Annotated in this window: 29 protein-coding genes; all 29 read left to right on the top strand. The window is 39.1% G+C overall.

Annotated elements, in window-relative coordinates:
- The first annotated feature begins 384 nt into the window (after nucleotides 1–384).
- The 29 genes from rpsP (at nucleotide 385) to N780_RS00570 (ending at nucleotide 26,889) form a co-directional block, all read left to right on the top strand.
- A complete protein-coding gene (gene rpsP / locus N780_RS00430) occupies nucleotides 385–657 on the top strand; it encodes a 30S ribosomal protein S16 (RefSeq protein WP_036778634.1) in 273 nt (90 codons plus the stop codon).
- A gap of 14 nt (nucleotides 658–671) precedes the next feature.
- Nucleotides 672–899, top strand: a complete 228-nt coding sequence (locus N780_RS00435) for a KH domain-containing protein (RefSeq protein WP_036778636.1) — start codon at nucleotides 672–674, stop codon at nucleotides 897–899.
- 124 nt (nucleotides 900–1,023) lie between these two features.
- Nucleotides 1,024–1,413: a YlqD family protein gene (locus N780_RS00440; protein WP_036778638.1), complete on the top strand. Its 390-nt coding sequence runs from the start codon at nucleotides 1,024–1,026 to the stop codon at nucleotides 1,411–1,413.
- A 9-nt stretch (nucleotides 1,414–1,422) separates the two neighbouring features.
- A complete protein-coding gene (rimM, locus tag N780_RS00445; RefSeq protein WP_036778640.1) occupies nucleotides 1,423–1,944 on the top strand; it encodes a ribosome maturation factor RimM in 522 nt (173 codons plus the stop codon).
- Nucleotides 1,944–2,675, top strand: a complete 732-nt coding sequence (trmD, locus tag N780_RS00450) for a tRNA (guanosine(37)-N1)-methyltransferase TrmD (RefSeq protein ID WP_036778642.1) — start codon at nucleotides 1,944–1,946, stop codon at nucleotides 2,673–2,675. Before rimM ends, trmD begins: the two co-directional genes overlap by 1 nt.
- A 133-nt stretch (nucleotides 2,676–2,808) precedes the next feature.
- Complete coding sequence (rplS, locus tag N780_RS00455; RefSeq protein WP_036778645.1) at nucleotides 2,809–3,153, top strand: 50S ribosomal protein L19; 345 nt, start codon at nucleotides 2,809–2,811, stop codon at nucleotides 3,151–3,153.
- 95 nt (nucleotides 3,154–3,248) lie between these two features.
- The gene (gene lepB, locus N780_RS00460) at nucleotides 3,249–3,806 is read left to right on the top strand and encodes a signal peptidase I (protein ID WP_036778648.1); all 558 of its coding nucleotides are present in this window, start codon (nucleotides 3,249–3,251) and stop codon (nucleotides 3,804–3,806) included.
- A 15-nt stretch (nucleotides 3,807–3,821) separates the two neighbouring features.
- On the top strand, nucleotides 3,822–4,676 hold the full coding sequence (ylqF, locus tag N780_RS00465; RefSeq protein ID WP_036778652.1) for a ribosome biogenesis GTPase YlqF: 855 nt from the start codon (nucleotides 3,822–3,824) through the stop codon (nucleotides 4,674–4,676).
- Between the two features lie 113 nt (nucleotides 4,677–4,789).
- Nucleotides 4,790–5,569, top strand: a complete 780-nt coding sequence (gene rnhB, locus N780_RS00470) for a ribonuclease HII (RefSeq protein WP_036778655.1) — start codon at nucleotides 4,790–4,792, stop codon at nucleotides 5,567–5,569.
- Between the two features lie 16 nt (nucleotides 5,570–5,585).
- Nucleotides 5,586–7,436 (top strand): TP0910 N-terminal domain-containing protein, encoded by a 1,851-nt coding sequence (locus N780_RS00475; protein WP_036778657.1) that lies wholly within the window; start codon nucleotides 5,586–5,588, stop codon nucleotides 7,434–7,436.
- Nucleotides 7,433–7,708, top strand: coding sequence for an EscU/YscU/HrcU family type III secretion system export apparatus switch protein (locus tag N780_RS00480; protein ID WP_036778659.1), 276 nt, complete (start codon nucleotides 7,433–7,435; stop codon nucleotides 7,706–7,708). Before N780_RS00475 ends, N780_RS00480 begins: the two co-directional genes overlap by 4 nt.
- Before the next feature lie 336 nt (nucleotides 7,709–8,044).
- The gene (gene sucC / locus N780_RS00485; protein WP_036778662.1) at nucleotides 8,045–9,205 is read left to right on the top strand and encodes an ADP-forming succinate--CoA ligase subunit beta; all 1,161 of its coding nucleotides are present in this window, start codon (nucleotides 8,045–8,047) and stop codon (nucleotides 9,203–9,205) included.
- A 16-nt stretch (nucleotides 9,206–9,221) separates the two neighbouring features.
- Entirely contained in the window at nucleotides 9,222–10,124 is a 903-nt protein-coding gene (gene sucD / locus N780_RS00490; protein ID WP_036778665.1) for a succinate--CoA ligase subunit alpha, read from the top strand.
- 59 nt (nucleotides 10,125–10,183) lie between these two features.
- Entirely contained in the window at nucleotides 10,184–11,086 is a 903-nt protein-coding gene (gene dprA, locus N780_RS00495) for a DNA-processing protein DprA (protein WP_084599250.1), read from the top strand.
- Nucleotides 11,087–11,260: 174 nt separating this feature from the next.
- The gene (gene topA / locus N780_RS00500; protein ID WP_036778667.1) at nucleotides 11,261–13,342 is read left to right on the top strand and encodes a type I DNA topoisomerase; all 2,082 of its coding nucleotides are present in this window, start codon (nucleotides 11,261–11,263) and stop codon (nucleotides 13,340–13,342) included.
- A 985-nt stretch (nucleotides 13,343–14,327) separates the two neighbouring features.
- A complete protein-coding gene (xerC, locus tag N780_RS00505) occupies nucleotides 14,328–15,242 on the top strand; it encodes a tyrosine recombinase XerC (RefSeq protein WP_036778669.1) in 915 nt (304 codons plus the stop codon).
- Between the two features lie 19 nt (nucleotides 15,243–15,261).
- Complete coding sequence (gene hslV / locus N780_RS00510) at nucleotides 15,262–15,810, top strand: ATP-dependent protease subunit HslV (RefSeq protein ID WP_036778671.1); 549 nt, start codon at nucleotides 15,262–15,264, stop codon at nucleotides 15,808–15,810.
- 15 nt (nucleotides 15,811–15,825) lie between these two features.
- Complete coding sequence (gene hslU / locus N780_RS00515) at nucleotides 15,826–17,220, top strand: ATP-dependent protease ATPase subunit HslU (protein WP_036778673.1); 1,395 nt, start codon at nucleotides 15,826–15,828, stop codon at nucleotides 17,218–17,220.
- A gap of 23 nt (nucleotides 17,221–17,243) precedes the next feature.
- Entirely contained in the window at nucleotides 17,244–18,023 is a 780-nt protein-coding gene (gene codY, locus N780_RS00520; RefSeq protein WP_036778675.1) for a GTP-sensing pleiotropic transcriptional regulator CodY, read from the top strand.
- A 354-nt stretch (nucleotides 18,024–18,377) separates the two neighbouring features.
- The gene (gene flgB, locus N780_RS00525) at nucleotides 18,378–18,770 is read left to right on the top strand and encodes a flagellar basal body rod protein FlgB (protein ID WP_036778678.1); all 393 of its coding nucleotides are present in this window, start codon (nucleotides 18,378–18,380) and stop codon (nucleotides 18,768–18,770) included.
- A 2-nt stretch (nucleotides 18,771–18,772) separates the two neighbouring features.
- Nucleotides 18,773–19,228: a flagellar basal body rod protein FlgC gene (gene flgC / locus N780_RS00530; RefSeq protein WP_036778681.1), complete on the top strand. Its 456-nt coding sequence runs from the start codon at nucleotides 18,773–18,775 to the stop codon at nucleotides 19,226–19,228.
- Nucleotides 19,229–19,305: 77 nt separating this feature from the next.
- On the top strand, nucleotides 19,306–19,554 hold the full coding sequence (gene fliE / locus N780_RS00535; protein WP_500037834.1) for a flagellar hook-basal body complex protein FliE: 249 nt from the start codon (nucleotides 19,306–19,308) through the stop codon (nucleotides 19,552–19,554).
- Nucleotides 19,555–19,625: 71 nt separating this feature from the next.
- The gene (fliF, locus tag N780_RS00540) at nucleotides 19,626–21,233 is read left to right on the top strand and encodes a flagellar basal-body MS-ring/collar protein FliF (protein ID WP_036778686.1); all 1,608 of its coding nucleotides are present in this window, start codon (nucleotides 19,626–19,628) and stop codon (nucleotides 21,231–21,233) included.
- 12 nt (nucleotides 21,234–21,245) lie between these two features.
- Nucleotides 21,246–22,259, top strand: coding sequence for a flagellar motor switch protein FliG (gene fliG, locus N780_RS00545; protein WP_036778689.1), 1,014 nt, complete (start codon nucleotides 21,246–21,248; stop codon nucleotides 22,257–22,259).
- Entirely contained in the window at nucleotides 22,252–23,016 is a 765-nt protein-coding gene (fliH, locus tag N780_RS00550) for a flagellar assembly protein FliH (RefSeq protein ID WP_036778691.1), read from the top strand. Before fliG ends, fliH begins: the two co-directional genes overlap by 8 nt.
- Nucleotides 23,017–24,339 carry a flagellar protein export ATPase FliI gene (fliI, locus tag N780_RS00555; RefSeq protein ID WP_036778694.1) on the top strand — a complete coding sequence of 441 codons (1,323 nt, stop codon included), beginning with the start codon at nucleotides 23,017–23,019 and terminating at the stop codon, nucleotides 24,337–24,339. It abuts the gene before it with no gap.
- Entirely contained in the window at nucleotides 24,336–24,779 is a 444-nt protein-coding gene (gene fliJ / locus N780_RS00560) for a flagellar export protein FliJ (RefSeq protein WP_036778696.1), read from the top strand. The genes fliI and fliJ overlap by 4 nt, the downstream gene beginning before the upstream one ends.
- A gap of 9 nt (nucleotides 24,780–24,788) precedes the next feature.
- Entirely contained in the window at nucleotides 24,789–25,361 is a 573-nt protein-coding gene (locus N780_RS00565) for a MotE family protein (RefSeq protein WP_036778699.1), read from the top strand.
- A 34-nt stretch (nucleotides 25,362–25,395) separates the two neighbouring features.
- Nucleotides 25,396–26,889: a flagellar hook-length control protein FliK gene (locus tag N780_RS00570; RefSeq protein WP_036778701.1), complete on the top strand. Its 1,494-nt coding sequence runs from the start codon at nucleotides 25,396–25,398 to the stop codon at nucleotides 26,887–26,889.
- Nucleotides 26,890–26,892: the final 3 nt, after the last annotated feature.

The following is a 26,892-nucleotide window of genomic DNA, read 5'->3' on the forward strand; positions in this document are numbered from 1 at the left end:
GCTTTTTTTAACAAGGCTTAGTAGAGTCCAATAGTTATAAAGGTGTCATATTGGCTCAAATAAACGGTGGAAGTTTGATTAAAACCGTCAAGTTAAAAGCTAACGTCGAACTGACATACTTCGTGTGAATCGGTTCTGACCAAACTGTTTCCGCTTTTTATAGCGATATCCAGTTCCAGCTCGTTGACCCTCCTGACATAAGCAATGCTGCTCTGGTGGTTTTCAACCACCTCCGCATCCTTGCTTATGCCTCCGGGTCAGAACACTCGCTTACACTTTTATTAATATGTAATGCAAAACCCCTTTACACACTCGCAGTTCTCTGCTAAAATCTAAAATTGTGTTAAGTAAAAATAAGCATTTGAAAATATGGAGGTATTTAATATGGCAGTAAAAATTCGCCTAAAGCGCATGGGTTCTAAGCGTAACCCATTCTATCGTATAGTAGTAGCAGATTCTCGTTCCCCACGTGATGGTCGTTTCATCGAAGAGATCGGAACGTACAATCCAACAGCTAACCCAACAGAGGTTACTGTAAATGAAGAAAAAGCTCTTAACTGGATGACAGAAGGTGCTAAGCCATCTGATACAGTTCGCAACTTGTTCTCAACACAAGGTCTTATGGAAAAGTTTCACGCACAAAAAACTCAAAAGTAAAGTAGTGTGATAACGTGAAAGCCTTAATCGAAACCATTGTACGTCCACTAGTTGATTATCCAGATGATGTTGCCGTTACAGAGCAAGAAGAAGAGCGTAAACATACGTATCACTTATCTGTTCACAAAGACGATGTCGGCAAGGTGATTGGTAGACACGGACGAGTGGCTAAGGCCATCCGAACCGTTGTATATGCGGCAGGATCGAATTCCAAAAAGCGAATTTATTTAGATATTATGTAAAAAGGGAGAGGGGCCACCTTTCCCTTTTTTTACTAGGTTAAACTTTTTCATGTAACTTGCTCTTCTTAATAACGAAATCCCTGTATGTATCGAAGAGTCGTTTACGATTATAGGAGCGAATATGATGAACATCATCAAACGTGTATCAGTAAAACGAGTCCTTACAGAAACAAGTAAAGAGACACTGCGTCAAGATTTTGAAACAAGGAAAGCGAGACTTGATGAAGAGTGTCAGCAACTTTCCTTTGAAAAAAGAAAGATTGAAGTAAAACAAAATGTCTCTCGTGAAGAAGTAGCAAAGCGTTTTAATCGAGAAATCGATAAAAGAAAAGAAAAAATTCGGTGGCTTGAATATCAGCTCGAACAATTAGAAATCCTACCATTAGGCAGTGAAATAGAAGATGGAGAAGTAGAATCTATTGTGGACCTAAAAGTAGGCGATATGTGGGATGAGAAAATGAACCAGGGCGCTATTGTTGTTCAAGATGGTCAAGTAATCCGGATTGATAAATAGGTGATGTGAATGGATAAAGAATTATATACAATAGGTAAGGTCGTGAACACACACGGCGTACGCGGTGAAATTCGCGTGATTCAAGTTACAGATTTTGAAGACCGTTTTGAACCAGGAAATGAAGTATACTGGGTTCCACAGTCAAAGGAAGAAGACCCCCTTCTATTAACGATTAAAGGCCATCGTATGCATAAATCCTTTCACCTTCTTCATTTTGAGGAGTACAGCTCATTAAATGAGGTAGAATCGTTAAAAGGCGGTACATTAGCGATCACGAAAGAGCAACAAACTCCTCTGGATGAAGGAGAATTTTATTACCATGAGATTATCGGTTGTTCCGTACAAACAACTGAAGAGGAAGTTGTGGGAACCGTGAAAGAAATTTTAAGTCCTGGTGGAAATGATGTTTGGGTCGTAAAGCGTCCTCAGAAAAAGGATGCGCTAATTCCTTATATCGAACAAGTTGTAAAAGAAATAGACACCCACAACAAAACGATAACAATTGAACCTATGGAAGGGCTGCTAGACTAATGCATATTGATATTTTGACTTTGTTCCCGGAAATGTTTAGTGGGGTACTCAATACATCTATTATGAAAAAAGCACAAGACTTAGATGCATTTTCATATGAGACTGTTAACTTTCGAGATTATACAGAAAGTAAACATTTAAAGGTGGATGACACCCCTTACGGAGGGGGAGCTGGTATGGTTTTATCTCCTCAACCGATCTTTGACGCAGTAGATGCCATTAAAGATAAGCAAGGGAAAAAGCCAAGAGTCATTCTTATGTGCCCACAAGGGGAGCCTCACTCTCAAGCTAAGGCGGAAGAGTTAGCCGAGGAAGATCACTTAATCTTCTTATGTGGCCATTATGAAGGTTATGATGAGCGAATTCGCGAGCATGTTGTAACAGATGAGATTTCTATAGGGGATTACGTGTTAACCGGTGGTGAGTTAGGGGCTATGGTTGTCATGGACAGTGTTGTGCGATTGTTGCCTGGTGTACTAGGGAACGCATCATCAGCACCTGAAGATTCCTTCTCAAATGGCCTGTTAGAACATCCTCACTATACACGACCTCGTGATTTTCGCGGAATGCAAGTCCCAGAGGTATTATTCTCAGGCAATCATGCAAAGATTGATGAATGGAGACATAAACAGTCTTTAAAGCGAACCTATGAGAGGCGCAAAGATCTCATTGAACAGCGCTCATTAACTGATCAAGAAAAACAATGGATAAACGAATGGCAGAATGATTAAAAGCATATTGCATCATTGTTGTAATTATGCTATATTAAAACTTGTGCTTAGGCGTTTAGCTTAAGTCTAATTACGATGTTCCGCTATCAGGTTAATCCAGGTAAGAGCATTGGTGAAGAAGGAGTGAAACAGGATGCAAAATCTAATCCAAGAAATTACTAAAGAACAGCTACGCGAGGATCTTCCACGTTTCAAAGCTGGTGACACTGTAAAAGTTCACGTTAAAGTTGTTGAGGGAAGCCGCGAACGTATTCAGGTGTTTGAAGGTGTTGTAATTAAGCGCCGTGGCGGAGGCATCTCCGAAACATTCACTGTACGTAAAATTTCTTCTGGCGTTGGTGTTGAACGTACGTTCCCAGTACACTCTCCACGCGTTGATAAAATCGAAGTTGTTCGTCGTGGTAAAGTACGTCGTGCTAAACTTTACTACCTACGTAACCTACGTGGTAAAGCAGCGCGCATTAAAGAAATTCGCTAAGATGAACACGGAAGAAAGGAGCTTGTTTAGACAGGCTCCTTTTTGTTCTATAATGACTTATAACAGATGTTGTTTACATAGTGGAGGGAAGCTGGATGACGAAGAAAAGAAATGAATGGCTTGATTGGATAAAAGCGTTGATCGTTGCAGCCATTTTAGCAATTGTCATCCGCGTATTTTTATTCGCTCCAATCGTAGTGGACGGGCCATCTATGCTTCCGACGCTAGAAAATGGTGACCACATGATTGTGAATAAATTCAGTTATACTATTGGAAAACCAGAACGTTTTGATATCGTTGTGTTTCATGCAACAGAAACGAAAGATTATATTAAACGAGTGATTGGACTCCCCGGCGATCACATTGAATATCGGGATGACACGTTATATGTGAACGGAGAGCCTGTAGAGGAAACGTATTTGCAAGAAAGATTAGACCGACTTTCAGAGAATCAATCCTACACGTTTGATTTTCGATTACAAGATATAAAAGGGAACTATGAAACCATTCCTGAGGACCATGTTCTGGTACTTGGGGACAACCGAAATAACTCAACAGATAGCCGTATGCTTGGGTTAATTCCATTAGACAGAATAGTTGGGGAAACCCGATTTATTTATTGGCCAATGGAACGGTTTGGTTTTGTAGATTGATAAAGGATGATGACTATGACGATACAATGGTTTCCAGGCCATATGGCTAAAGCCAAACGACAAGTAGAAGAGAAGTTAAAGCTTGTTGACTTTGTCATTGAATTAGTAGATGCGCGTGCACCATACTCTTCCCAAAACCCCATGCTTCATCAAGTACTTCAACAGAAGCCTAAGATGGTTCTACTTATGAAGAGAGATTTAGCTGATGATGGGATTACGAACAAGTGGATTAGTTGGTATAAAGAGCAAGACATCGAGGCAATAGCGGTTAATGTGGATGATCCAAAAGACGTACAGCATGTCATTCAATACGCTAAAGAGATGGGGCAAGAAAAGCTAGAACGCCTAAAGAAAAAAGGTGTACGCCCTCGTCCCGCTCGAGCTATGATTATTGGGATTCCGAATGTTGGGAAGTCAACGCTTATTAATCGTTTGGCGAAAAAGAAGATTACTAAAACGGGTGATCGGCCAGGCGTTACGACTGCTCAACAATGGATTAAAGTGAAAAAAGACTTCGAGCTTCTAGATACGCCAGGTATACTTTGGCCGAAATTTGAAGAGGAAATAGTGGGCTATCGCCTGGCTACGATTGGTACGATTAAGGATAATATTTTACCTATTCCAGATGTGGCAGCTTTCTTCATTCGCTTCTTACAAGAACATTATCCAAGCCTTTTGCAAGAACGCTATGGAGTGACTGCTGACGTGGAGGATATGGGTGAAGTATTTGATCATATCGGTACGAAAAGAGGCTGCTTAGAGAGCGGTGGAAATATCAATTATGACAAAGTGGCTGAGGTCATTATTCGTGATCTTCGTTCAGCTAAAATTGGCAGAGTTACTTTGGAAACACCAGATATGATACAATAAAAGATAAGGCTGACTTTCTCATGTTGAGGGTCAGCTTTTTGTATGGGAAAATAATAAATCCATTCTTAACAGATATATATAGATAACCGATAAAAGAAGAAGCGAGGACAACCATGAGTAAAGAAACCATTGCAGAGATAAAGGAAAAACTTTTTGAAACAGGATGTACACCAAAAGAATTACAAGGTTTAGAATCGGATGAGCGTAAAGGTGTACAAAAGTTGGTTAAACAATACCACAAACAATTAGCTAGAAAACAAGCGCTCAAAGATCAATTTGAAGCTATGAAAACTTATGAGAATGCCTACAAGGAAAAAGGGAAAAAGCTAATCGCTGGAATTGATGAGGCGGGTCGAGGGCCTATAGCGGGTCCAGTAGTAGCTGCGGCAGTGATTTTACCTGATACATTCTATTTAGAAGGATTATATGATTCAAAAGCACTTTCAGAAAGCCAAAAGGACACGTTCTTTGACTATATAAAAGCTCATTCTATTTCATATGGAATTGGAATTGTCACAAGTGAAACGATTGATGACATTAACATCTACGAAGCTACTAAATTGGCTATGCATAGAGCAATTGCTCAGTTAAGCAAAGAGCCCGATCAACTGTTGATTGATGCTCTTCCTCTAACACATACAAATGCACCAGTAGATGCATTTCCTAAAGGAGATCAGCGGAGCATTTCTATCGCAGCTGCGAGTGTGCTCGCAAAAGTTACGAGAGATCGTTATATGAATGATCTTCATCAATCTTATCCGGAGTACGAATTTAACCAGAACGCGGGTTATGGAACGAAAAGTCATCTTCAAGCTTTAAAAGAACATGGAGCCACGCCGTATCATAGAAGGTCATTTGCACCGGTAAAGGAAGCGTCTTTAACATTTCAATAAAGAGAGGGGGGAGAGTATGTCATCCTTAACGACTCCTCAATTGCTCAATCAACTTCGGTCATCTGCTGCTCTGAATCAACAATCGCAATCACTTCAACAAGGTAGTCTTGTGGGTGGTAAAATATTAAAGTTATATCCACAAGCAAGAGCGCTAATTCAGATTGGTGGAAGTCAAATGAATGCGCAGCTAGAAGCGTCCCTTTCTGTAAATGAAAGGTATGTATTTCAAGTTCAACAGACAAAGCCCATGCTCCGCTTGAAAGTGATAGAAGAGGAGAATGGGAAAACGCTTCAATCGTCACCACAAGTGATTCAACAATTAGGCATCTCTAGTCCCTCTAAAAGCCAAATGAACTTCGTGAGTGAGCTGATCCAAAAGAATATTCCATTTACAAGACAAGATCTTAAAGAAGCCCTACACATATTAGAGCAGTCAGGTTCTCGTTCGAGAGCATCGCAGGTGTTACTAGACATGTTTTCAAGAAACCTGCCAATTAAATCATCAGTGTTTCACGCTTTATACACTAGATACACAGATCCATCTTCATTGACGGCCTCTCTTCAATCTGCATTGAATGGTGTAGAAAACTTTGCGAATCAATCTCAAGCCTCTCTTGGTCATCAATTACAACAAACTCTTGGAAGAGGAGGCTCTAGCTTACCGCTAGATCAGGCGATCATGAGAACACTTATGAACGCTCCTATAGGGGAACAAAAAACCGCTTTACAACTCTTGAAGCGAAGTGGACATGTATCTAACCAAATGTCGTTATCTCAACTTCAAGATCAGCTATCTATTCAAGATCCTGACAAGTTGAAAAATCAGTTGACTAGCTTGTTAGAGCAGCAACTTCCTGTTTCAAAAGGTACAAAGTCAGTAATCCATCAGTTTTCATCTATATTAAATAAAATAACAGATACAACAGGGAACGTGGCTGAGCATATGCCACCCAAGCTTGAACAAGCGTTGAATCAACTTACTGAATCACTAAGAGGAGCGGGGATTTGGTCGTCTCTTAAAGTGGCATTAACGAATCAAGGAGCATCCGAACAGTCTTTAAAAGTTCTCGAGTACCTTATAGGAAGTTCAAATCCAACTAAAGTACTGAACGAAAATCGCTCTTCTTTGAAAGAAGTTACAAACACTTTAAATCAAGTTATGAATCAGCAACTCTCAAAAGGGGAATCTGTTAAGCTTATAGAATGGCTAAGGCATGGGTTACAAGAATCGAATGAAATGGCTATGTCTATGAAAGATCAATTTTTAGTGAAGTTAAAAGCTTATACTCAACTCAGTGGAATTAATTATGAATATCAACTAGCAGAAAGAGGAGAAGCCCCATCCCCATCTTTAAAAGGAAGTATCCTCCAAGCTATGCAAGACCCCCTTGCCCCTCATGTAGGAGAACGTTTGCAAAGAGTGTTGAATCATCTTAATGCTGCTCCAATTATGATGCAAGAATCCGAGCAATCCATCCAATTTAACGTCCAGATGCCAGGAGAATGGTTTGGAATTGAGCAAGATGTGACAATGGATGTAGAGGGGAACAAGAAAGAAAATGGCGAAATTGATCCAGACTATTGTCACATTCTATTTTACCTAGATCTTCATTCTCTTAAAGAGACGGTTATTGATATGAGAATCCAACAACGTGTTGTCCAACTTACCCTATTTACTGAAAACAGTGGAGTTGAAGGTCTTATACAAATGCTTAAGCCATCATTAGAAAAAGGTTTAGAACAATTGAATTATAAGCTATCCACTGTTCGACATAAGGAAATTAATCTTAAAGATTCTTCTGAAACCGCTACAAATAGAACAAATGCACCGACTCGAAATACAGGAGGCTTTGATCTGACAATATGAGCGAATCTAACCAAAAAAGAGAAGCAGTTGCGTTAAGCTATGATGAAGAGCAATTCAATGCCCCAAAAGTTGTCGCTAAGGGGAAAGGTGATATTGCTGCCAATATTATTAATAAAGCAAATGATCACCGAGTTCCTATACAAGAAGACCCCACTCTTGTAAAGCTATTAGGAGAGCTTGATATTAATGAAAAGATACCGGAAGAATTGTATCAAGCCGTTGCCGAAGTATTTGCTTATGTTTATCAGCTCGATAAACAAATGAAGTCTTGAAGCTTAACTGCTTCCGTTACCTAACATATTTAAATCTTAATAAACGACTATTAAGCACTTAGATCAAAAACTGATTTTAAGTGCTATTTTTATTTATTGTAAGCATCCATTTAGAATCGTGTCTGCTATTCTAATGATCGTAACTCGTACATCAAGGTACTTATAAAGATTGATATTTTTTATGATGATATTTTTTTTAGCTTAAAAGTCGAGATAATAGCGGATTTTGTCGGTATATTCTTAATTTTTTTGGAGATACTAGATGAATTTGTAGACAATTCACACATATTTTTTATACAATGGTCATGCAGTGACAATTTGATGGGAGGATGGAAGATGAACATTCATGAGTATCAAGGGAAAGAAATTTTACGTAGCTACGGCGTTGCCGTTCCAAGCGGAACAGTTGCATTTACTGTAGACGAAGCTGTAGAAGCCGCTAAAGGCTTAAGTACAGATGTATCTGTAGTAAAAGCACAAATCCATGCAGGGGGCCGCGGAAAAGCTGGTGGTGTTAAAGTAGCCAAAAATATAGATGAAGTCCGTACATATGCTGAGGAAATTTTGGGCAAACAGCTTGTGACTCATCAAACGGGTCCTCAAGGGAAAGAAGTTAAGCGCTTACTCATTGAAGAAGGCTGTGATATTCAAAAAGAATATTACGTTGGTATTGTACTAGACCGCGTCACTTCACGTGTAACGATGATGGCTTCTGAAGAAGGCGGTACTGAAATTGAAGAAGTAGCAGCTGAAACACCAGAGAAAATTTTCAAAGAAGTAATCGATCCTGTTACGGGTTTAATGCCTTATCAAGCTCGTCGCTTAGCATTTAACATTAACATTCCAGATGAACTGTTAGGGAAAGCGGTTAAATTTATGATGGGTCTTTATCAAGTATTTGTTGAAAAAGATTGTTCCATTGCAGAGATTAACCCGCTTGTAACTACAGGAGACGGCCAAGTAATGGCGCTTGATGCGAAGTTAAACTTTGATGATAACGCTTTATATCGCCAAAAAGATGTATTTGAACTTCGTGATTTAGATGAAGAAGATCCAAAAGAAATCGAAGCTTCTCAATATGACCTAAGCTATATTGCTTTAGATGGTAATATTGGCTGTATGGTTAATGGTGCTGGTCTTGCGATGGCGACAATGGACACGATTAAGCACTATGGCGGAGACCCCGCTAACTTCCTTGACGTTGGGGGAGGCGCAACTACTGAAAAGGTAACAGAAGCTTTCAAAATCATTTTGTCCGACAACAGTGTTAAGGGTATTCTTGTTAATATCTTCGGTGGAATTATGAAATGTGATGTCATTGCAGAAGGTGTCGTTGCGGCAACGAAAGAAGTTGGTCTTGAAATTCCACTTGTTGTGCGTCTAGAAGGAACAAACGTGGAACAAGGTAAGAAAATCCTTGATGAATCAGGCCTGAACATTGTTGCATCCGAATCTATGGCCGAAGCAGCACAGAAAATCGTAGAACTAGTAAAATAAGAAAGGACGGACAAAAATGAGTGTATATATTAATAAAGATACTAAAGTCATTGTACAAGGTATTACAGGGGCTACAGCCCTTTTCCATACGAAGCAAATGCTTGAATACGGTACCCAAATCGTAGGCGGTGTAACACCGAAAAAAGGCGGTACTGAAGTTGAAGGAGTCCCTGTATTTAACACTGTAGAAGAAGCTGTTGAAGAAACAGGCGCAACAGCATCTGTTGTGTATGTACCAGCCGCATTTGCTGCTGATGCAATTATGGAAGCAGTTGATGCTGAGCTTGATCTTGTAATTTGTATTACAGAGCACATTCCTGTTATTGACATGGTAAAGGTTAAGCGTTATATGGAAGGGAAGAAAACACGCTTAGTTGGACCAAACTGTCCAGGTGTAATTACGCCAGAAGAATGTAAGATAGGTATTATGCCAGGATACATTCATAAGAAAGGACACATCGGTGTCGTATCTAGAAGTGGTACATTAACATATGAAGCCGTACATCAACTTTCTGAGGCTGGTATTGGTCAGTCTACAGCTGTAGGAATTGGTGGAGACCCAGTAAATGGAACTGATTTCATCGATGTCTTGCAAGCTTTTCAGGATGATCCGGACACCTATGGAGTAATCATGATTGGTGAAATAGGCGGAACAGCTGAAGAAGAAGCAGCCCAATTTGTTAAAGACAACATGGATAAACCAGTCGTCGGCTTTATTGGGGGGCGCACAGCACCTCCTGGTAAACGTATGGGACACGCAGGTGCCATTATTTCAGGCGGTAAAGGTACAGCAGAGGAAAAGATTAAAGTCATGAACGAGTGTGGCATACAAGTTGCTGAAACTCCTGCTGTTATGGGGGAAACACTCATAAACGTGTTAAAAGAGAACAATATCTACGATAAATGTAAAACTCATTAAGATTTTAGGAAGGTGCTCCTAGTTGTAGGAGCACCTTTTTAAACGATTTCCTATATTAAATGAAGGGACGAGTTCACTTGGAAGAAAGAACATTAAGATTGGCTCTTATACATCAAACAAAAGGAGCAAGTCGTGTTTTATTAAGGCAATTTCTTCAGTTTGATCCCTCTTTAAAGTTTGTTTTTTCACTCTCCGTCAAAGATCTTACCTCAAATTTTAAACTTTCCTCAAAAAGAGCTTCCACATTTGTTACTCACCTCCACTCAGTTTCTAATCGAAAGCAGCTCCTTACAAATTTATCAGAATGCGCTTTACTTCCATTTTGGCATCCTAATTATCCTAGATCATTAAGAAGTATTCCTGATGCCCCATTACTTCTCTATGCAAAGGGAGATATAAAGCTTTTGGGTAAGGATTCGTACTTAAGTATAGTAGGAACTAGAAAGTGTTCAAATCTTGCATTAGCTTCTGTGAAGAAGGTGCTTCCTCCATTATTAAATGAAGGATTTGTTATCGTAAGCGGGATGGCTGAAGGGATTGATTCCGTTGCTCATGAGCTGACCGAAGACCTGGGTGGAAAGACCATAGCTGTATTAGGATTTGGTTTTCAGTATTGTTATCCTAAAGTAAATAAACCACTAATGCAGACATTAGCTCATAATCATCTCTTGTTATCCGAATACCCTCCTCATATTCCCCCAAGGAAATGGCATTTCCCTGAACGAAACAGAATTATAAGCGGCCTAGGCTTTGGAACCTTAGTGGTAGAAGCTAAAGAACGAAGCGGTACATTAATAACAGTTGATCAAGCTTTAGAACAAGGAAGAGAAGTTTTTGCAATCCCAGGCTCTATATTGAATGATTTTTCCAGTGGGTGTAATAAGATGATACAAGATGGCGCTAAATTAGTGCAAAATGCCCATGACATATTAGAAGAATGGGAAGTTCAAAAGGGAAAATAGTGTCGAAAGCTGTCATAAAATCAATATTTTTCCGTTTTGCTATTCATTTTGTTTCTATAATTTGTTTGACAAATGAATAAGAAGTATTTAATAATAGGGAAGATTTAATTTAAAACAAACGTTTACACATAAAATGAATAAAATAAAGAATAACCTCATCTAGGAGGATACTATATGGCAGATTATCTTGTTATCGTAGAATCACCAGCAAAAGCAAAGACAATAGAGAAATACTTAGGAAAAAAGTATACCGTAAAAGCATCAATGGGACATGTAATTGACCTACCCAAAAGTCAAATGGGTGTAAATGTAGAAGAAGGATACACCCCGAAATACATTACTATTCGAGGCAAAGGGCCTGTATTAAAAGAAATCAAAACAGCTGCTAAGAAAGCCAAGAAAGTCTATCTCGCAGCCGACCCCGATAGAGAAGGGGAAGCAATTGCCTGGCACTTAGCTCATAGCTTAAATATGGATGAGACATCTCAATGTCGTGTTGTGTTTAATGAGATTACGAAAGATGCAATAAAGGAATCGTTTAAGCATCCTCGTACAATTGATATGGATCTTGTAAACGCACAGCAAGCAAGAAGGGTTTTAGATCGATTAGTTGGTTACAACATTAGCCCGTTATTATGGAAAAAAGTAAAAAAAGGTCTTAGTGCAGGACGAGTACAATCAGTAGCCGTTAAAATGATTATGGACCGGGAGAATGAAATTAAAAATTTCGAACCTGAAGAGTATTGGTCCATTGATGGGAACTTTATGAAAGATAATGAACAGTTTGAAGGTGCTTTTTATGGCATAGATGGTAAAAAGCAAAAACTAGGCTCTAGAGAAGATGTTGATAAGATTCTTTCTAAAATGAACGAGGAAGACTTCAATGTCGACAAAGTAAACAAAAGAGAACGTCGCCGTAATCCAGCTTCACCATTCACAACATCATCTTTACAACAAGAAGCAGCGCGGAAATTAAATTTCCGTGCTAAGAAGACAATGATGATGGCTCAACAATTATATGAAGGAATTCAGCTTAGTAAAAAAGAGGGAACAGTTGGTTTGATTACCTATATGCGTACTGACTCAACTCGTATCTCCCAAACAGCTAAGGATGAAGCTGCTGGATATATTGAAGAACAGTATGGAAAGGACTATCTTGGATCAGGGAGTCAAAAGAAGTCACAGAAATCGCAAAATGCTCAAGATGCACACGAAGCGATTCGTCCAACTTCCTCTCTCCGTACTCCAAAGGCAATGAAAGAATATTTGTCTAGAGATCAGTATCGATTGTATAAATTAATCTGGGAACGTTTTGTTGCTAGCCAAATGGCTCCTGCTGTTCTTGATACCATGACCGTTCACTTATTAAATCAAGGCGTAGAGTTTAGAGCTACCGGTTCTAAAGTTAAATTTAAAGGGTTTATGAAAGTATATGTTGAAGGCAACGATGATAATAAGAAAGAAGAAGATAAGATGTTGCCAGAATTGGAAGAGGGCACTACGGTTAAAGCAGAGAGCATTCAACCGAATCAACACTTCACTCAGCCTCCACCACGTTACACAGAAGCTCGTCTTGTACGTACATTAGAGGAGATGGGAATAGGACGTCCATCCACATACGCTCCTACCCTGGATACAATTCAAAGAAGAGGATATGTGAGTTTAGATAATAAACGATTTGTCCCCACTGAATTAGGTGAGATCGTGATTGAATTATTGAAAGAGTATTTCCCTGAAATCATTAATGTCGATTTCACTGTACAAATGGAAGGAAATCTCGATGCCGTTGAAGAGGGGAACAAAGAATGGGTTCAAATTATCGATGACTTTTATCAAGATTTCGAAAAGCGTTTAACAACTGCTGAGAAAGAAATGGAAGAAATCGAAATTAAAGATGAACCTGCAGGAATTGACTGCGAAGAATGTGGTCACGAAATGGTTTACAAAATGGGCCGTTATGGTAAGTTCCTGGCTTGTTCCAATTTCCCGGATTGCCGTAATACAAAGCCAATATTAAAAGAAATTGGCGTTAAATGCCCTCGATGCAAAGAAGGTAATGTTGTTGAACGTAAAAGTAAAAAGAAACGCACGTTCTATGGCTGTGATCGTTATCCTGAATGTGAGTTTATTTCATGGGATAAACCAATCAGTCGTCCATGTCCGAAATGTGAATCAATGCTAGTAGAGAAGAAAGCTAAAAAAGGAACACAAGTGCAGTGTTCTGAATGTGACTATAAAGAAGAACTCCAGCAATAAGCATAAGGGGCTATCCCCTTATGCTTTTATTTATGAGCAATAATCGTATAATCTCCGAACAAACGATTTCAGGTAAGGGCAAGATAGTTTAAGACTCGAGGCTGAGACACCTCATTGCATGTGGGGCCGTTACTTTTATTGAGAGTTAGGGGGGTCTGGGGAACGACTCGCTTTCCGCAGGCGAGCTGTCGAGCCTCCTCACTCACTACGTTCGCTCCGGGGTCTCGTCGACCTCTTTCTCCTGCTGGAGTCTCCCCGTCCCCCAAACACCCCATATCAGAATTTGTATAACGTCCCATTAGCACCATCATGGCTGAGGTTCAACAATCCGCCCGCCCATATATAGCATGCTTCCGTTCCCTCAATATATGGCAAAGGTGGTTCGGGAAATTGCGAGACTCCTGCGGCAGCAGGAGTTAGTCTAAATACGGCGAGGAGGACCTAGCGTGATAAGTCATCTTTTTTCCAAAGGCTAATCGCCTTTTCCAAAAAGCTGTCTTATCCGTACGATCCTAGGCACCACGCCTGCACTTTTCAATCTAGGGGAGCCCCCGCAGAGAGCGAAAGCGTTCGAGGAGGATTCCCAGCTCGCCGCGGAAAGCGAGTGATTTCCCGAACCACCTTATTCTCAACTTGAGTAAACGGAAGCATCCTCTCAACTTTTAGTCTTCCACATAAGAGTCTAATGATTGTAATTGATCTTTTGATGGAATTTATAGTTGAACCATCCCTCCCTTACAAACTGTTAAAAAATACTTAAAATAATTTTAATTGACACTAGTAGGTCATCAAGCTATAATCGTTGAGTGGTAAGGGAATATACTTGACAGAAATTAGTATATTTGCTCTTTGTCATGGATATGCTAGCAATGATAATTTACAAAGGTTTAGGAACAATTCAGAATTTTGTTACAATTAAGTAAAATTCATTGCATAAGGTATATTATCTGTGTTAATATTTAAGCGCCTTATGTGAGGTGAGCTGATGAATGATAATCAACGTCAAATAAACTTATTCACGGAGTACTTACAAATTGAAAAGAACGCTTCATCATATACGATCCACTTTTACCAAAGTGACCTCCATTCCTTTAAAGCATTTTTGCAAAGAGAAGGAGATCTAAGTTGGGAGGAAGTGGATTATCCCATTATTAGAGTCTTTTTAACAGAGCTCTATGACCAGCAACTATCTCGAAGGTCGGTTTCGAGAAAGCTTTCAAGCTTACGATCGTTTTATCGCTTCTTAGAAAGGGAAGGCCATGTAGAGTCTAATCCTTTCTTGCATGTTTCTTTGCCAAAGCAGCAAAATCCAATCCCTTCATTCTTATATGAAGAAGAGTTGGATAAGTTATTTCATGTGAGTAATATGGAAGAACCTTTAGGCCAAAGAAATCAAGCTATTTTAGAACTCCTTTATGCGACAGGGATGCGAATAAGTGAATGTGTAACGTGTGAGTTATCTGATATAGATCTTGAGCTTGGTACGGTTCTAGTTCGAGGTAAGGGAAGGAAGGAACGTTACATTCCTTTTGGGAGCTTTGCAAGAGATGCTTTAAAACACTACATTTATAATGGAAGAAACTCGTTATTAGAGAAATCTGGAATGGAAACTGGAGCAATCTGGCTTAACGCAAAAGGTTCTCCATTAACTGACCGGGGAGTTAGGTTAGTCCTAAATAAAATGGTAGAAAAAGCAGCTATGACTATTCATGTCCATCCTCATATGCTTAGGCATACGTTTGCTACTCATATGTTAAATGAAGGGGCAGATTTACGTTCCGTTCAGGAATTATTAGGACATGAGCACCTAACCTCTACTCAAATCTATACACACGTAACGAAAGGTCATTTAAAAAACGTATACATGAATAGCCATCCACGAGCAGGTAAGGATGAATAAATGAAATGAGGTGGAGTTTTTGGAACAACAATTTCACGCAACAACGATTTTTGCCGTTCAACATAATGGACAATGTGCAATGAGCGGAGATGGGCAAGTTACATTTGGAAATGCAGTTGTAATGAAACATAAAGCAAAAAAAGTTCGTAGGTTATTTAAAGGGCAAGTCCTGGCTGGATTTGCAGGCTCTGTAGCTGATGCTTTCACGTTATTTGAGAAATTTGAAGCAAAGCTTGAGGCTTATAATGGAAACTTGGCACGTGCAGCTGTAGAGCTTGCAAAAGAATGGCGTAGTGACAAAGTTCTGCGTAAGCTTGAGGCGATGTTAATTGTGATGAACAAAGACGACCTATTTCTTGTTTCGGGTACCGGTGAAGTCATTGAACCTGATGATGGTGTAATTGCAATTGGATCTGGAGGACACTATGCGTTAAGTGCAGGCCGTGCTTTGAAACGTTACTCTCCTGAGAAAAGTGCAACAGAAATTGCACAAGCAGCTCTAGAAATCGCAGGAGAAATATGTGTGTATACTAATAATGAAATCGTATTAGAATCGCTGGAGGACTAAGGGAGGTCTTTATCGATGAGTGAAAACTTAACGCCTAGACAAATAGTTGAACGCTTAGATCAATATATCATTGGTCAAAATAATGCCAAAAAAGCTGTAGCGATCGCTTTGCGTAATCGCTATCGACGCATGCAATTGGATGATAAGTTAAAAGACGAAATTGTTCCTAAAAATATATTAATGATGGGTCCAACAGGAGTAGGTAAAACAGAGATTGCTCGAAGATTAGCGAAGCTTGTTGGTGCTCCATTTGTGAAGGTTGAAGCTACGAAATTTACTGAAGTAGGTTATGTGGGTCGTGACGTTGAATCCATGGTAAGAGACCTTATGGAGACAGCAGTCCGTATGGTGAAAGAAGAAAAAATGGAACAAGTGAAAGGGAAAGCTGAAGAGCGTGCGAACCAACGTATTGTTGAATATTTGGTGCCTAAAAAGAAAAAACAAAATAATTTTAAAAACCCATTAGAGATGTTTTTCTCAGGTCAAGAAGACGCACAGCAGAGTGAAGATCGTTCAGAAGAACAGAATGTAGAGCAAAAAAGAAAGCAAGCTTCTCACAAGCTTGCAATGGGTGAGCTAGAAGATACAATGATTACGATAGAAGTTGAAGAGCAACAATCTTCCATGTTTGATATGTTGCAAGGCTCGGGTATGGAACAAATGGGGATGAATATGCAAGATGCCTTTAGTCAATTCATGCCGAAAAAGTCTAAGAAACGCCGACTTTCTGTAAAGGACGCTCGTAAGGTGCTTACCCAAGATGAAGCTCAAAAGCTAATTGATATGGATGAAGTATCTCAAGATGCAGTAGAACGCGTAGAGCAAAATGGAATGATCTTTGTAGATGAAATTGATAAAGTAGCTGGTGGAAATGAACAGTCGTCTGGCAATGTCTCAAGAGAAGGCGTTCAACGCGATATTTTACCAATTGTAGAAGGATCTACAGTTGTTACAAAACATGGGCCTGTAAAAACGGACCATATTCTATTTGTGGCAGCGGGAGCATTCCATATGTCTAAGCCTTCAGATTTAATTCCTGAGTTACAAGGACGTTTTCCAATCCGTGTAGAGCTTGAGAAACTCACTGTAGAAGATTTTGTGAACATTCTCACTGAACCATCAAATGCACTATTGAAACAATATAAAGCTTTACTTGAAACAGAAGGTATAAATGTGGAATTTTCTGACGAAGCTGTTACCAGATTAGCAGAAGTAGCTTTTGAAGTGAATCAGGAAACAGATAATATCGGTGCACGTAGGTTGCACACTATTTTAGAGAAGCTATTAGAGGATCTTTCCTTTGAAGCTCCAGATGTTCATATGGAAACCATTGAAATCACTAAAGCTTATGTAGATGACAAATTAGCATCGATTGCCAAGAATAAAGACTTAAGTCAATTTATTTTATAGACACACTGATTAGGAGGATCAATATGAAATTATTAGATCGAGCACGCAATATTAACTCAATGCTGCAAAAAACTACAGGTAAATCCGTCAACTTTAACGATATGTCTGAGACGCTTCGTGATGCGATTGGAGCAAACACATATATCGTAAGTCGAAGAGGTAAACTGTTAGGTTTCGCTATTAAGCAAGAAATTGAAAACGACCGCATGAAAAGTATGTTAGCTGAGCGTCAGTTCCCAGAAGAGTATACTCAAAACTTGTTCTCTATCAATGAAACAACTCCAAATCTGGACATTGATCACCCGCTGACTGCATTTCCAGTTGAGAACCGTGAATTATTCCAACAAGGGTTGACCACTGTTGTTCCTATTATCGGTGGGGGTGAGCGAATCGGTACCCTTATTCTTAGTCGGTTAACTGAAAGTTTCAACGACGATGATCTTCTGCTAGGTGAGTACGGAGCTACTGTTGTAGGTATGGAAATCCTTCACGAGAAAACAGAAGAGATTGAAGTAGAAGCTAGAAGCAAAGCTGTCGTGCAGATGGCGATCAGCTCATTATCTTATAGTGAATTAGAAGCAATTGAACACATCTTTGAAGAGTTAGAAGGAAATGAAGGGTTGCTTGTTGCGAGTAAAATTGCTGATCGTGTTGGAATTACACGTTCAGTGATTGTAAATGCTCTTCGTAAATTAGAAAGTGCTGGCGTTATTGAGTCACGCTCACTAGGAATGAAAGGAACGTATATTAAAGTCCTAAACGACAAGTTCCTTGTCGAATTACAAAATATGCGTTTAAACTAAGGGAACTTATTCCAAAAAACCAGCCCCCATACGGAGGGGCTGGTTTTTTTTGTATGAATCCACAAAAATTGTTTAGAAATAGTTAAATTACCTTTTTCGACATTTTCTTTCATTCGTACCTATGTCATAATGGAACATAGATGTGGCGAATAAACGTTAATAATATGATAACTAACCTTTTACAGGGCCTTTTTTACTATGCATGAGGACTAAATGACTAATAATATTCCAATTTCCTTGACAAATCATGTATAAATAGGGAATCCATCTCATGGACAAAAATTCGACGTTTTCTTACAATTAGCATTATGTAGGTCTGGATACTTATTTTTCTATAAAAAAGGAGGGATTCAGATGACAATGTTCGGTGGTACAATCCAAACCCTAGAGAAATCTATGGACTATGCTTCACTTAAGAACAAAACAATAAGTAATAATATTGCTAATGTTGACACACCTAATTACAAAGCTAAAGATGTACAGTTTAAAGATGTCTTCAGCGAGCAAATGAGCTCAATTGATGCTAAACGGACTAATAGTAAACATATTCCCTTTTCTTCCACTAGTACTTCCCGTTTTTCAGTAACTTCAAACGGAAGTACGCAGTATAATCACAATGGAAATAACGTGGATATAGATCAGGAAATGTCTGATCTCGCTAAGAACCAAATTTATTACCAAGCATTGGTTGATCGATTGAATGGTAAGTTCAGAAGTTTAGAGTCTGTTATTAAGGGAGGAAGATAACGTTGGGAATATTTAATTCGTTTAATGCAAGTGCTAGTGCCTTGACGGCTCAACGCCTTAGAATGGATGTTATTTCATCAAACCTATCAAATGCAGAGACAACTAGGGCAACACAAACCGAAGATGGACAATGGGAACCCTACAGAAGAAAAATGGTAGAGTTTCAACCTAAAGGGGAAACATTTCAATCTCATTTACAAAAGGCAATGGGATCAGGAAAAACTCCTGCTGAAGGTGTTAAGGTGACTGAAATCCAAGAGGATGAATCTCCTTTTAAAATGGTGCATAACCCTGATCATCCAGACGCAGATGAAAATGGGTATGTTGCTATGCCTAATGTGGACCCATTAAAAGAGATGGTTGATCTAATGAGTGCTACCAGGTCATACGAAGCAAATGTTACAGCTGTTAATGCTAGTAAGAGTATGTTGATGAAAGCCTTAGAGATCGGTCGATAAGAAATGAAAGGGCGTGGTTAAGTATGGAACCCGTAGTATTAAAAGCTAGTCAAGCACCCTTACAGACTTCTCAAGATATGAAAAAAATTTCACCACAAGAAGCGCAATCGGCTTTTGCAACTAGCTTAAAAAATGCAGTGAAAACTGTAAATAATGCACAGGTTGAGTCCAATATTAAAACACAGCAACTTGCTAAAGGGGAAATTGATAATCTTCACGATGTGATGATTGCTTCTAAAAAAGCTAGTATTACCTTACAAACTGCTGTTGAAGTTCAAGGGAAAGCGATAGATGCTTACAAAGAAATAATGAGAATGCAAGTATAACTTAATTAAACATCATACATAGAATGAAAGGTACTAAAATGAGTTAGATGATGTTCAGCACGGGGGCTATTATGAGAGAAAAGCTACAAGATTATAAATACAAGACTAGCGAATTTTGGAAGGGGCGCAGCTTGCCTCAGAAGAGCATCATGGTGGGTGCTATTGTAGGTTTATTAGCGCTTATTGTTGGAGCTAGCCTTTTTGCCTCTAATCCAAAGTTGGTTCCTCTATATAATGATCTATCAGTACAAGAAGTAGGGCAAATAAAAGAGGAGCTTGATGCTAGAGGGGTGAAATATGAACTGGGGAATCAAGGTACAACAGTTATGGTGCCAGAAGCTACTGTAGATGGCTTACTTGTTGACTTGGCTGCTCAAGGTCTTCCTGATAGTGGTAGCATTGACTATGGTTTTTTCAGCGATAATACTTCTTGGGGAATGACAGATAATGAGTTTGATGTTATGAAACTAGATGCCATGCAAACAGAATTATCCTCTTTAATGAAACAAATTGAGGGGATTGAGAACGCTAAGGTTATGATAAACATGCCCAAAGATAAGATCTTTGTTGGTGAGCAGGAGCAAACTGCATCAGCCTCAATCGTCGTCAACGTAAATCAAGGCTACCAACTAAAAGAAGATCAAATACAATCGTTGTATCATCTTGTTTCTAAAGCGATCCCAAATCTCCCTACTGATAATATCGCCATAATGGATCAAAACTTTAAGTATTTTGACCCAAAAAAGTCTGGTTCAATAGCCTCAGGTCAATCATATGAATACCAACAAACCGTAAAAGATGATATACAAAGTGATATTCAAAGGCGCGTCCAGCAGATGCTTGGCATGATGATGGGACAAGATAAAGTTATGGTATCTGTCACAGCCGATGTAGACTTCACTCAAGAAAAGCGAACTGAAAATCTTGTCCAGCCAACTGAAGAGGGAGAAGAAGGTCTTCCTGTTAGCGTTGAACGTATTACAGAAACTTATACAGGTGATCCTGGTGATGTGAATGCTGGTGGTACGGTTAATCCTGATGGCGATGTTCCTGCTTATCAAGGTGAAGATGGGGAAGCAGGAAACGGTGACTATGAAATGATGAAAGAAACGATTAATAATGAGTTTAATCGAATACAACGTAACATAGTCGAATCCCCTTACAAAATTAGAGACCTGGGTATTCAAGTAGCTGTCGATCAAAATAAAGAGGCTAATCAAGATGATGGGGCTATTCAGCAACTATCAACAGAGGAGCAGGCTACATTATCGGAGAGTATTACATCTATTTTAAGCTCAATCGTTTCGACAAGTATCGATGAAGAATACGGCCCTGTTGAGCCAGAGAACAAAGTTTCAATTGTCTTTCAAGAGTTTAACGGAAAACCTCAATTTAATCCTGAAACATCGCCCGTTATACCTGTGTGGGCTTACGTTACGGGAGGGATCTTACTTGTAGTTATTGCAAGCTTAATGTGGACGTTATTAAGAAAAGGCCGTAAAAAGGAAGACTTAACAGAAGAGTACGTTGAGCGAGACCGAACTCCGGTTGAGGTTCCTGCTATGGAAGAACCAGAAGAAACAGAAAGTTCTGTGCGACGCAAACAACTAGAACGTATGGCAAAAGAGAAACCAGAAGACTTTGCTAAGTTATTACGTTCATGGATCGCCGAAGACTAGGAGTGAGTATATATGGCAAAGCATAAACAAGGACTATCAGGCAGACAAAAAGCGGCCGTTCTCCTCATATCTTTAGGTCCGGATGTTTCAGCGCAAGTATATAAACATTTGACGGAAGAAGAGATCGAGAAGCTGACACTAGAAATTTCGTCTGTCAAAAAAGTCGAACCTGATCAAAAAGAAGAGATACTAGATCAATTCCACCAAATTGCCCTAGCGCAAGATTACATTACCCAAGGTGGCATTGGCTATGCTAAAACGGTTTTGGAAAAGGCACTTGGAGACAAAGAAGCTTCTGCTATTATTAATCGGTTAACCTCTTCCCTTCAGGTTAAACCATTCGATTTTGCGAGGAAGGCAGATCCTTCTCAAATATTAAATTTTATACAAAATGAGCACCCTCAAACGATTGCGCTCATTTTATCATATTTAGATTCAGAGCAATCAGCACAAATTCTGTCAGAACTTCCTCAAGAAATGCAAGCAGACATTGCAAGAAGAATTGCCATTATGGATTCTACTTCTCCTGAAGTGATCAATGAAGTCGAACAAATTCTTGAAAGAAAGCTTTCGGCAACTGTTACACAAGATTATACCCAAACAGGTGGCATTGAAGCTGTTGTCAATGTATTAAATGGTGTAGATCGAAGTACAGAACGAACGATACTAGATTCATTAGAAATTCAAGATCCTGAACTAGCTGAAGAAATTAAGAAGCGCATGTTTGTCTTTGAAGATATCGTTACGCTTGACAATCGAGCAATTCAGCGTGTCATTCGAGATGCAGATAATGAAGATTTGATGCTCTCATTAAAAGTTGCTAGCGAAGAAGTAAAAGAAGTTGTGTTTAAAAACATGTCTTCTCGCATGAGTGAAACATTCCAGGAAGAGATGGAATATATGGGACCAGTTCGCTTGCGTGACGTTGAAGAATCTCAAACCCGAATCGTTTCCATTATTAGGAGATTAGAAGAGGTTGGAGAGATTGTCATCGCACGCGGCGGAGGTGACGATATCATTGTATAACCATAACAACAAAACGGGTCGTGTAATTGGAATAAAACCGATATGTCATGAAACTTATGTATCTGAGTCCAACACTTCTCCTGAACAATCTTCGAAGCTAGCATCATCACTTATTCAAGAAGCTAATGAGAAAAAAGATTATGCTAATCAAATACTTCGTGATGCCAAAGAGAAATCTGACCGTCTTTTAAAAGAAACAGAAGAAAAAATTAAATCACTTCAGAACGATTGGGAAACTGAAAAAGATGAGTTAATAGAATCAACAAAGAAGTGGGCATTCAAAGAAGGATTTGAAACGGGTGAACAAGAGGCTTTCCGGCAGTATGAGGAGCTTATTCAAAAAGCACAAGAAACGATAAACCAAGCGAACTTGGATTACCGCTCCAAAATTGAAAATAGCGAAGAAGCCATTCTTCATTTAAGTATGAAAGCCGCATCTAAGATTTTGAATCAAACGCTAGTAGATAATCCAGAAAGCTATTTGCCTATTGTGAGAGCTGTCATTGAAGAAGGAAATAATGGAGATCAGCTTCAAGTTTATGTACATCCTGATCAATATGAACAAATTTTAGAACAAAAATCTGAATTACAACTAATATTGGATCACCAAGCTGAACTTTCCATTTACCCGAAAACAAATTTAAAGCCATTCCAATGTTATCTAGAATCATCCTATGGGAGAGTAGATGTAAGCATCGACAGTCAATTAGAAGAGCTGCGTGTAAAGTTGTTTCGTTTACTCGAGGAGGGCAAATAGGTGAATGTAAGTCATTTATTGGATGCTATTAATGAACTTGATACATATAAGCGATATGGAAAAATTGTAAGAGTCGTTGGTTTAATGATTGAGTCAAAAGGACCTGAGGCAAGTGTTGGCGAGGTTTGTGTCATTCACTCAAGCCCTAAAAAAGGTGAGACGATACTCGCTGAGGTTGTAGGATTCTCTGAGGAAAAAGTTCTTCTTATGCCCTACTCAGAAATTACGGATATTGCTCCTGGTTGTTTAGTAGAAGCTACAGGTGAGCCTCTTCAAGTGAAAGTAGGCAGGGGAATGGTCGGTCAGGTTCTCGATTCCCTTGGGAGATCGATGTATGAATCAGCTTCCTTAAAGGGGTTAAGACCTTATCCAACTGATCAATCACCTCCAAATCCATTATCCAGACCTCCAATCGAAGAGCCTATACAAGTAGGTGTTCGGTCTATTGATACATTACTGACGGTAGGGAAAGGGCAGCGTGTGGGCATCTTCGCAGGTAGTGGTGTTGGGAAGAGTACTTTGATGGGCATGATTGCCAGAAACAGTGGGGCTGATATTAATGTGATTGCTTTAATCGGAGAACGTGGTCGTGAAGTAAGAGAATTTATCGAAAGGGACCTCGGTGAAGAAGGGTTAAAGAAATCTATTGTAGTAGTTGCTACATCTGATCAACCTGCTCTTATGAGAATTAAAGGGGCCTACACCGCTACTGCAATTAGTGAGTACTTCCGAGATTTAGGGTACGACGTGAACCTTATGATGGATTCTGTTACAAGAGTGGCAATGGCACAAAGAGAGGTGGGGCTCGCAACAGGTGAACCTCCTACAACCAAAGGCTACACTCCTTCAGTATTTGCAATCTTGCCGAAACTCCTTGAGCGCACAGGTACGAATGCGTCTGGATCTATTACAGCCTTTTATACGGTTCTAGTAGATGGAGATGATATGAATGAACCGATCGCCGACACGGTGAGAGGTATACTTGACGGCCACTTTGTTTTAGATCGGAAATTAGCTGAACAAGGTCAGTTTCCTGCTATCAATGTATTAAAATCAATTAGTCGTGTTATGAATCATGTGGCAGACTCGGAGCATTTAGACGCAGCTGTAAGGATGAGAAATCTTCTAGCAACCTATGAGGAAAACCAAGAACTGATTCAAATTGGCGCGTACCGAAAAGGAAGTTCAAAAGAAGTAGATGAAGCTATTGAATACCATCCAAAACTTATCTCTTTCTTAAAACAAGGAACTCATGAGCCAGTACAGAATGTTGAGGCCGTTGAACAACTTATTCAATTAGTAGGTCGAGGTGGTCAAGGATGACAAGCTTAAGTGCATTTCATAAGCTATTAGATTTAAAAGAAAAGGATAAGCACGTCGCTCAAAAAAATTATCAAGATGCCATGGATCAATTTGAGTATGTGGCAACCCGTCTTTATGAATTATTAAAGAAAAAAGAGGACAAGGAAGCTGCTTATCAATCATCAGTAAAAAAAGGATTAAGCATTATAGATTTAAATAACTATCACACATATGTAGAGCAGCTATCTAAACAGATAGAGCAGCTCCAACACCAAGTTCATGATGCAAGAAATGAAATGGAACAGAAGCAAATGGAACTATCAGAATCCCATATCGAATATAAAAAGTATGAAATTCTAATCAATCAAAAGGTTGAACAAAGAGAGTTAGAGCAAGTAGCAATTGATAAGAAAATGATGGATGAAATATCAGTCCAACAATATATTAATCAAGGAAATTAGGTGTAAATCGTGGCTATTTCTGAAAAGCCAAAACAAAAATCAAGTAAAGTTCAATGGTTTGTGTTTGTGATCCTAATTCCACTAATCTTAGCTGTTACTGTAGCCCTTATTATTATGACTGTAGCAGGTGTCAATATATTTGAGAAAACAAAGCAGTTTGCTGATGATGTACCACGCGTATCCTCATTACTGAATACTGAAACTAAAAATGAATCAGATGGTCAAACTGTGGAATTACAGGCAACAATTGAAGACCAAAATGCTCAACTTGATGAACTAAAGTCTCAACTCACTGTAAAAGATGAAAAGATTGAAGAATTAAATAATGAAATTAATCAATTGAACCAAGAGGTAAAAGATAAAAAGGTATCTGATAAGAATCAGGAGGAAATTTTGACAGATCTGTCTTCTTCCTTTAAAAAAATGGATCCAGAACAAGCAGCTGCTATTTTGTCACAGCTTGATCAAGCATCCTCTGTTGATCTTTTAGAAAAGCTACCTAGCGATGAGCGGGGCAAAGTTTTAGCGGCACTAAATCCAGAACAGGCAGCTAATTTAACAAGCGCGCTTATGAATAGGTAGGTTGTTTTATGAATCTTTGAAAGGAGGTGAAGTCATGAATGGAAGCGTTACTCTACTAAAGCAAATAGGGGCAAATCTTAACGGAGCTAATCGATCATTAACATCTAATGCTAAGTCAGAAGAGGGGTTTGCAAACAAGTTGCAATCTTTACTTGGAGAGGTTTCTTCAAACAATCAAGGACAACAACCTTTGATGAAGCAAATTAAAGTTCTTTTGAACAAAGAAATGAACCCTGCTCAAATGGAAAAAGAGTTAAAAACACTAATTGATCAGCTCAAAGCATTTGTTCATTCTCTTCCTGGAGGAGATATGGCGCTTAATCAAGACAGTGCTCATCCAAATATGAGCACGCTTACTGAGGAGACAGATGTGGGGAGTCTCATCCAATCCCTTGAAAAAGCTTTAGAAACTGGGAACGATCGTAGTCTTTCTTTAGACAACAACTTGGTTGAAAATTTAGAAGCGCTTGAAGGATGGCTTTCAGATTTAGAAATTAATCTAGAATCGATTAATAAGAAAGATATTTCAATGCAGCTATCCATGTCATTAAGTATGCCCCAATCAAAAATCTATTCATTCAACTTGTCAGAAACCGGAGATTTAAACCCTCTCATAAATGGAAAGGTTGAAAAGTTAGCGACTGAGCTTAAGGGGTTGCTACAAGATTTATCGACGTCTTTTACAGGGAACAAAGAGCAAAACCCACTTCAAATGTCCAAACAATTGAAAGAATTATACTCTATAGCCGAACAACTAATAAAAATTGAGAAAAACAACCCAGCTTCAACTGAAGTTAAACAACTATTGCAACAAGTAAAGCAAGATACAACGTCACCAAAGGCTTTTGCAAGCTTCGAACAAGCATTAATGAATTTAAAGAGACGCTCAAACCTCTCCTTAACTAACAAATATAGTCAAAATGCCAAAGTAACATCAGCAGAGTTTGGTAAGTGGATGGAGAACTCATGGTCAAGGCTTGGGGACATTTCTGATTCTAAGAAAGAATCATCCTTAAAAACGATTTCGTTTTCTCCAGCTGGTGATGGAATTATGACAAAGCAAGAGCAAATGGTTATAAAGTTGAATCCGAGTAACCAAAGTGATCAAAGTATGCCGAAACAATTAATAGAAGAGTTCCAAAAGATCATGAACCGAAGCCGTTTTAACATGAACAAAGCAGGGTCCCAACTTTCTATTAAATTGAACCCAGGTTCTCTAGGCGACATGATGGTAAAGATGACTCAACAAAATGGTGAGATGATGGTAAAAATCATGGTTAGTACCCAAGCTGCCAAAGAAATGCTAGAAGGGAATCTGAATCAGCTTCGTCACATGTTCACACCGAATCAGGTTCAAATAGAGAAGCAAGATCTCTCAACTCAAACAGACCAGTCGTTTACTTTTGAGAAAGAAGAAGACCAAGAGCAGGAAAAGGGAAGGCAACATGAGAAGTCTTCCGAAACTGCGAGTGAAGAAGATGATGAAGCGCAAAGTTTCCATGATGTATTAATGAACGAAAAGGTGTAGGTG

This window comes from Pontibacillus chungwhensis BH030062, from assembly GCF_000770675.1.
Lineage (GTDB): Bacteria > Bacillota > Bacilli > Bacillales > BH030062 > Pontibacillus > Pontibacillus chungwhensis.

What these genes read in the sequence shown, in the direction of transcription:
- trmD (WP_036778642.1), top strand. Translation starts at nt 1,944, where the DNA reads ATGCATATTGATATTTTGACTTTGTTCCCGGAAATGTTTAGTGGGGTA.
- rpsP (WP_036778634.1), top strand. Translation starts at nt 385, where the DNA reads ATGGCAGTAAAAATTCGCCTAAAGCGCATGGGTTCTAAGCGTAACCCA.
- N780_RS00475 (WP_036778657.1), top strand. Translation starts at nt 5,586, where the DNA reads ATGTCATCCTTAACGACTCCTCAATTGCTCAATCAACTTCGGTCATCT.
- fliG (WP_036778689.1), top strand. Translation starts at nt 21,246, where the DNA reads ATGGCAAAGCATAAACAAGGACTATCAGGCAGACAAAAAGCGGCCGTT.
- sucC (WP_036778662.1), top strand. Translation starts at nt 8,045, where the DNA reads ATGAACATTCATGAGTATCAAGGGAAAGAAATTTTACGTAGCTACGGC.
- N780_RS00440 (WP_036778638.1), top strand. Translation starts at nt 1,024, where the DNA reads ATGAACATCATCAAACGTGTATCAGTAAAACGAGTCCTTACAGAAACA.
- xerC (WP_036778669.1), top strand. Translation starts at nt 14,328, where the DNA reads ATGAATGATAATCAACGTCAAATAAACTTATTCACGGAGTACTTACAA.
- fliE (WP_500037834.1), top strand. Translation starts at nt 19,306, where the DNA reads ATGAAAAAAATTTCACCACAAGAAGCGCAATCGGCTTTTGCAACTAGC.
- topA (WP_036778667.1), top strand. Translation starts at nt 11,261, where the DNA reads ATGGCAGATTATCTTGTTATCGTAGAATCACCAGCAAAAGCAAAGACA.
- rplS (WP_036778645.1), top strand. Translation starts at nt 2,809, where the DNA reads ATGCAAAATCTAATCCAAGAAATTACTAAAGAACAGCTACGCGAGGAT.
- rnhB (WP_036778655.1), top strand. Translation starts at nt 4,790, where the DNA reads ATGAGTAAAGAAACCATTGCAGAGATAAAGGAAAAACTTTTTGAAACA.
- N780_RS00570 (WP_036778701.1), top strand. Translation starts at nt 25,396, where the DNA reads ATGAATGGAAGCGTTACTCTACTAAAGCAAATAGGGGCAAATCTTAAC.
- sucD (WP_036778665.1), top strand. Translation starts at nt 9,222, where the DNA reads ATGAGTGTATATATTAATAAAGATACTAAAGTCATTGTACAAGGTATT.
- hslU (WP_036778673.1), top strand. Translation starts at nt 15,826, where the DNA reads ATGAGTGAAAACTTAACGCCTAGACAAATAGTTGAACGCTTAGATCAA.
- fliJ (WP_036778696.1), top strand. Translation starts at nt 24,336, where the DNA reads ATGACAAGCTTAAGTGCATTTCATAAGCTATTAGATTTAAAAGAAAAG.
- lepB (WP_036778648.1), top strand. Translation starts at nt 3,249, where the DNA reads ATGACGAAGAAAAGAAATGAATGGCTTGATTGGATAAAAGCGTTGATC.
- codY (WP_036778675.1), top strand. Translation starts at nt 17,244, where the DNA reads ATGAAATTATTAGATCGAGCACGCAATATTAACTCAATGCTGCAAAAA.
- flgB (WP_036778678.1), top strand. Translation starts at nt 18,378, where the DNA reads ATGACAATGTTCGGTGGTACAATCCAAACCCTAGAGAAATCTATGGAC.
- rimM (WP_036778640.1), top strand. Translation starts at nt 1,423, where the DNA reads ATGGATAAAGAATTATATACAATAGGTAAGGTCGTGAACACACACGGC.
- ylqF (WP_036778652.1), top strand. Translation starts at nt 3,822, where the DNA reads ATGACGATACAATGGTTTCCAGGCCATATGGCTAAAGCCAAACGACAA.
- dprA (WP_084599250.1), top strand. Translation starts at nt 10,184, where the DNA reads ATGAAGGGACGAGTTCACTTGGAAGAAAGAACATTAAGATTGGCTCTT.
- N780_RS00480 (WP_036778659.1), top strand. Translation starts at nt 7,433, where the DNA reads ATGAGCGAATCTAACCAAAAAAGAGAAGCAGTTGCGTTAAGCTATGAT.
- fliF (WP_036778686.1), top strand. Translation starts at nt 19,626, where the DNA reads ATGAGAGAAAAGCTACAAGATTATAAATACAAGACTAGCGAATTTTGG.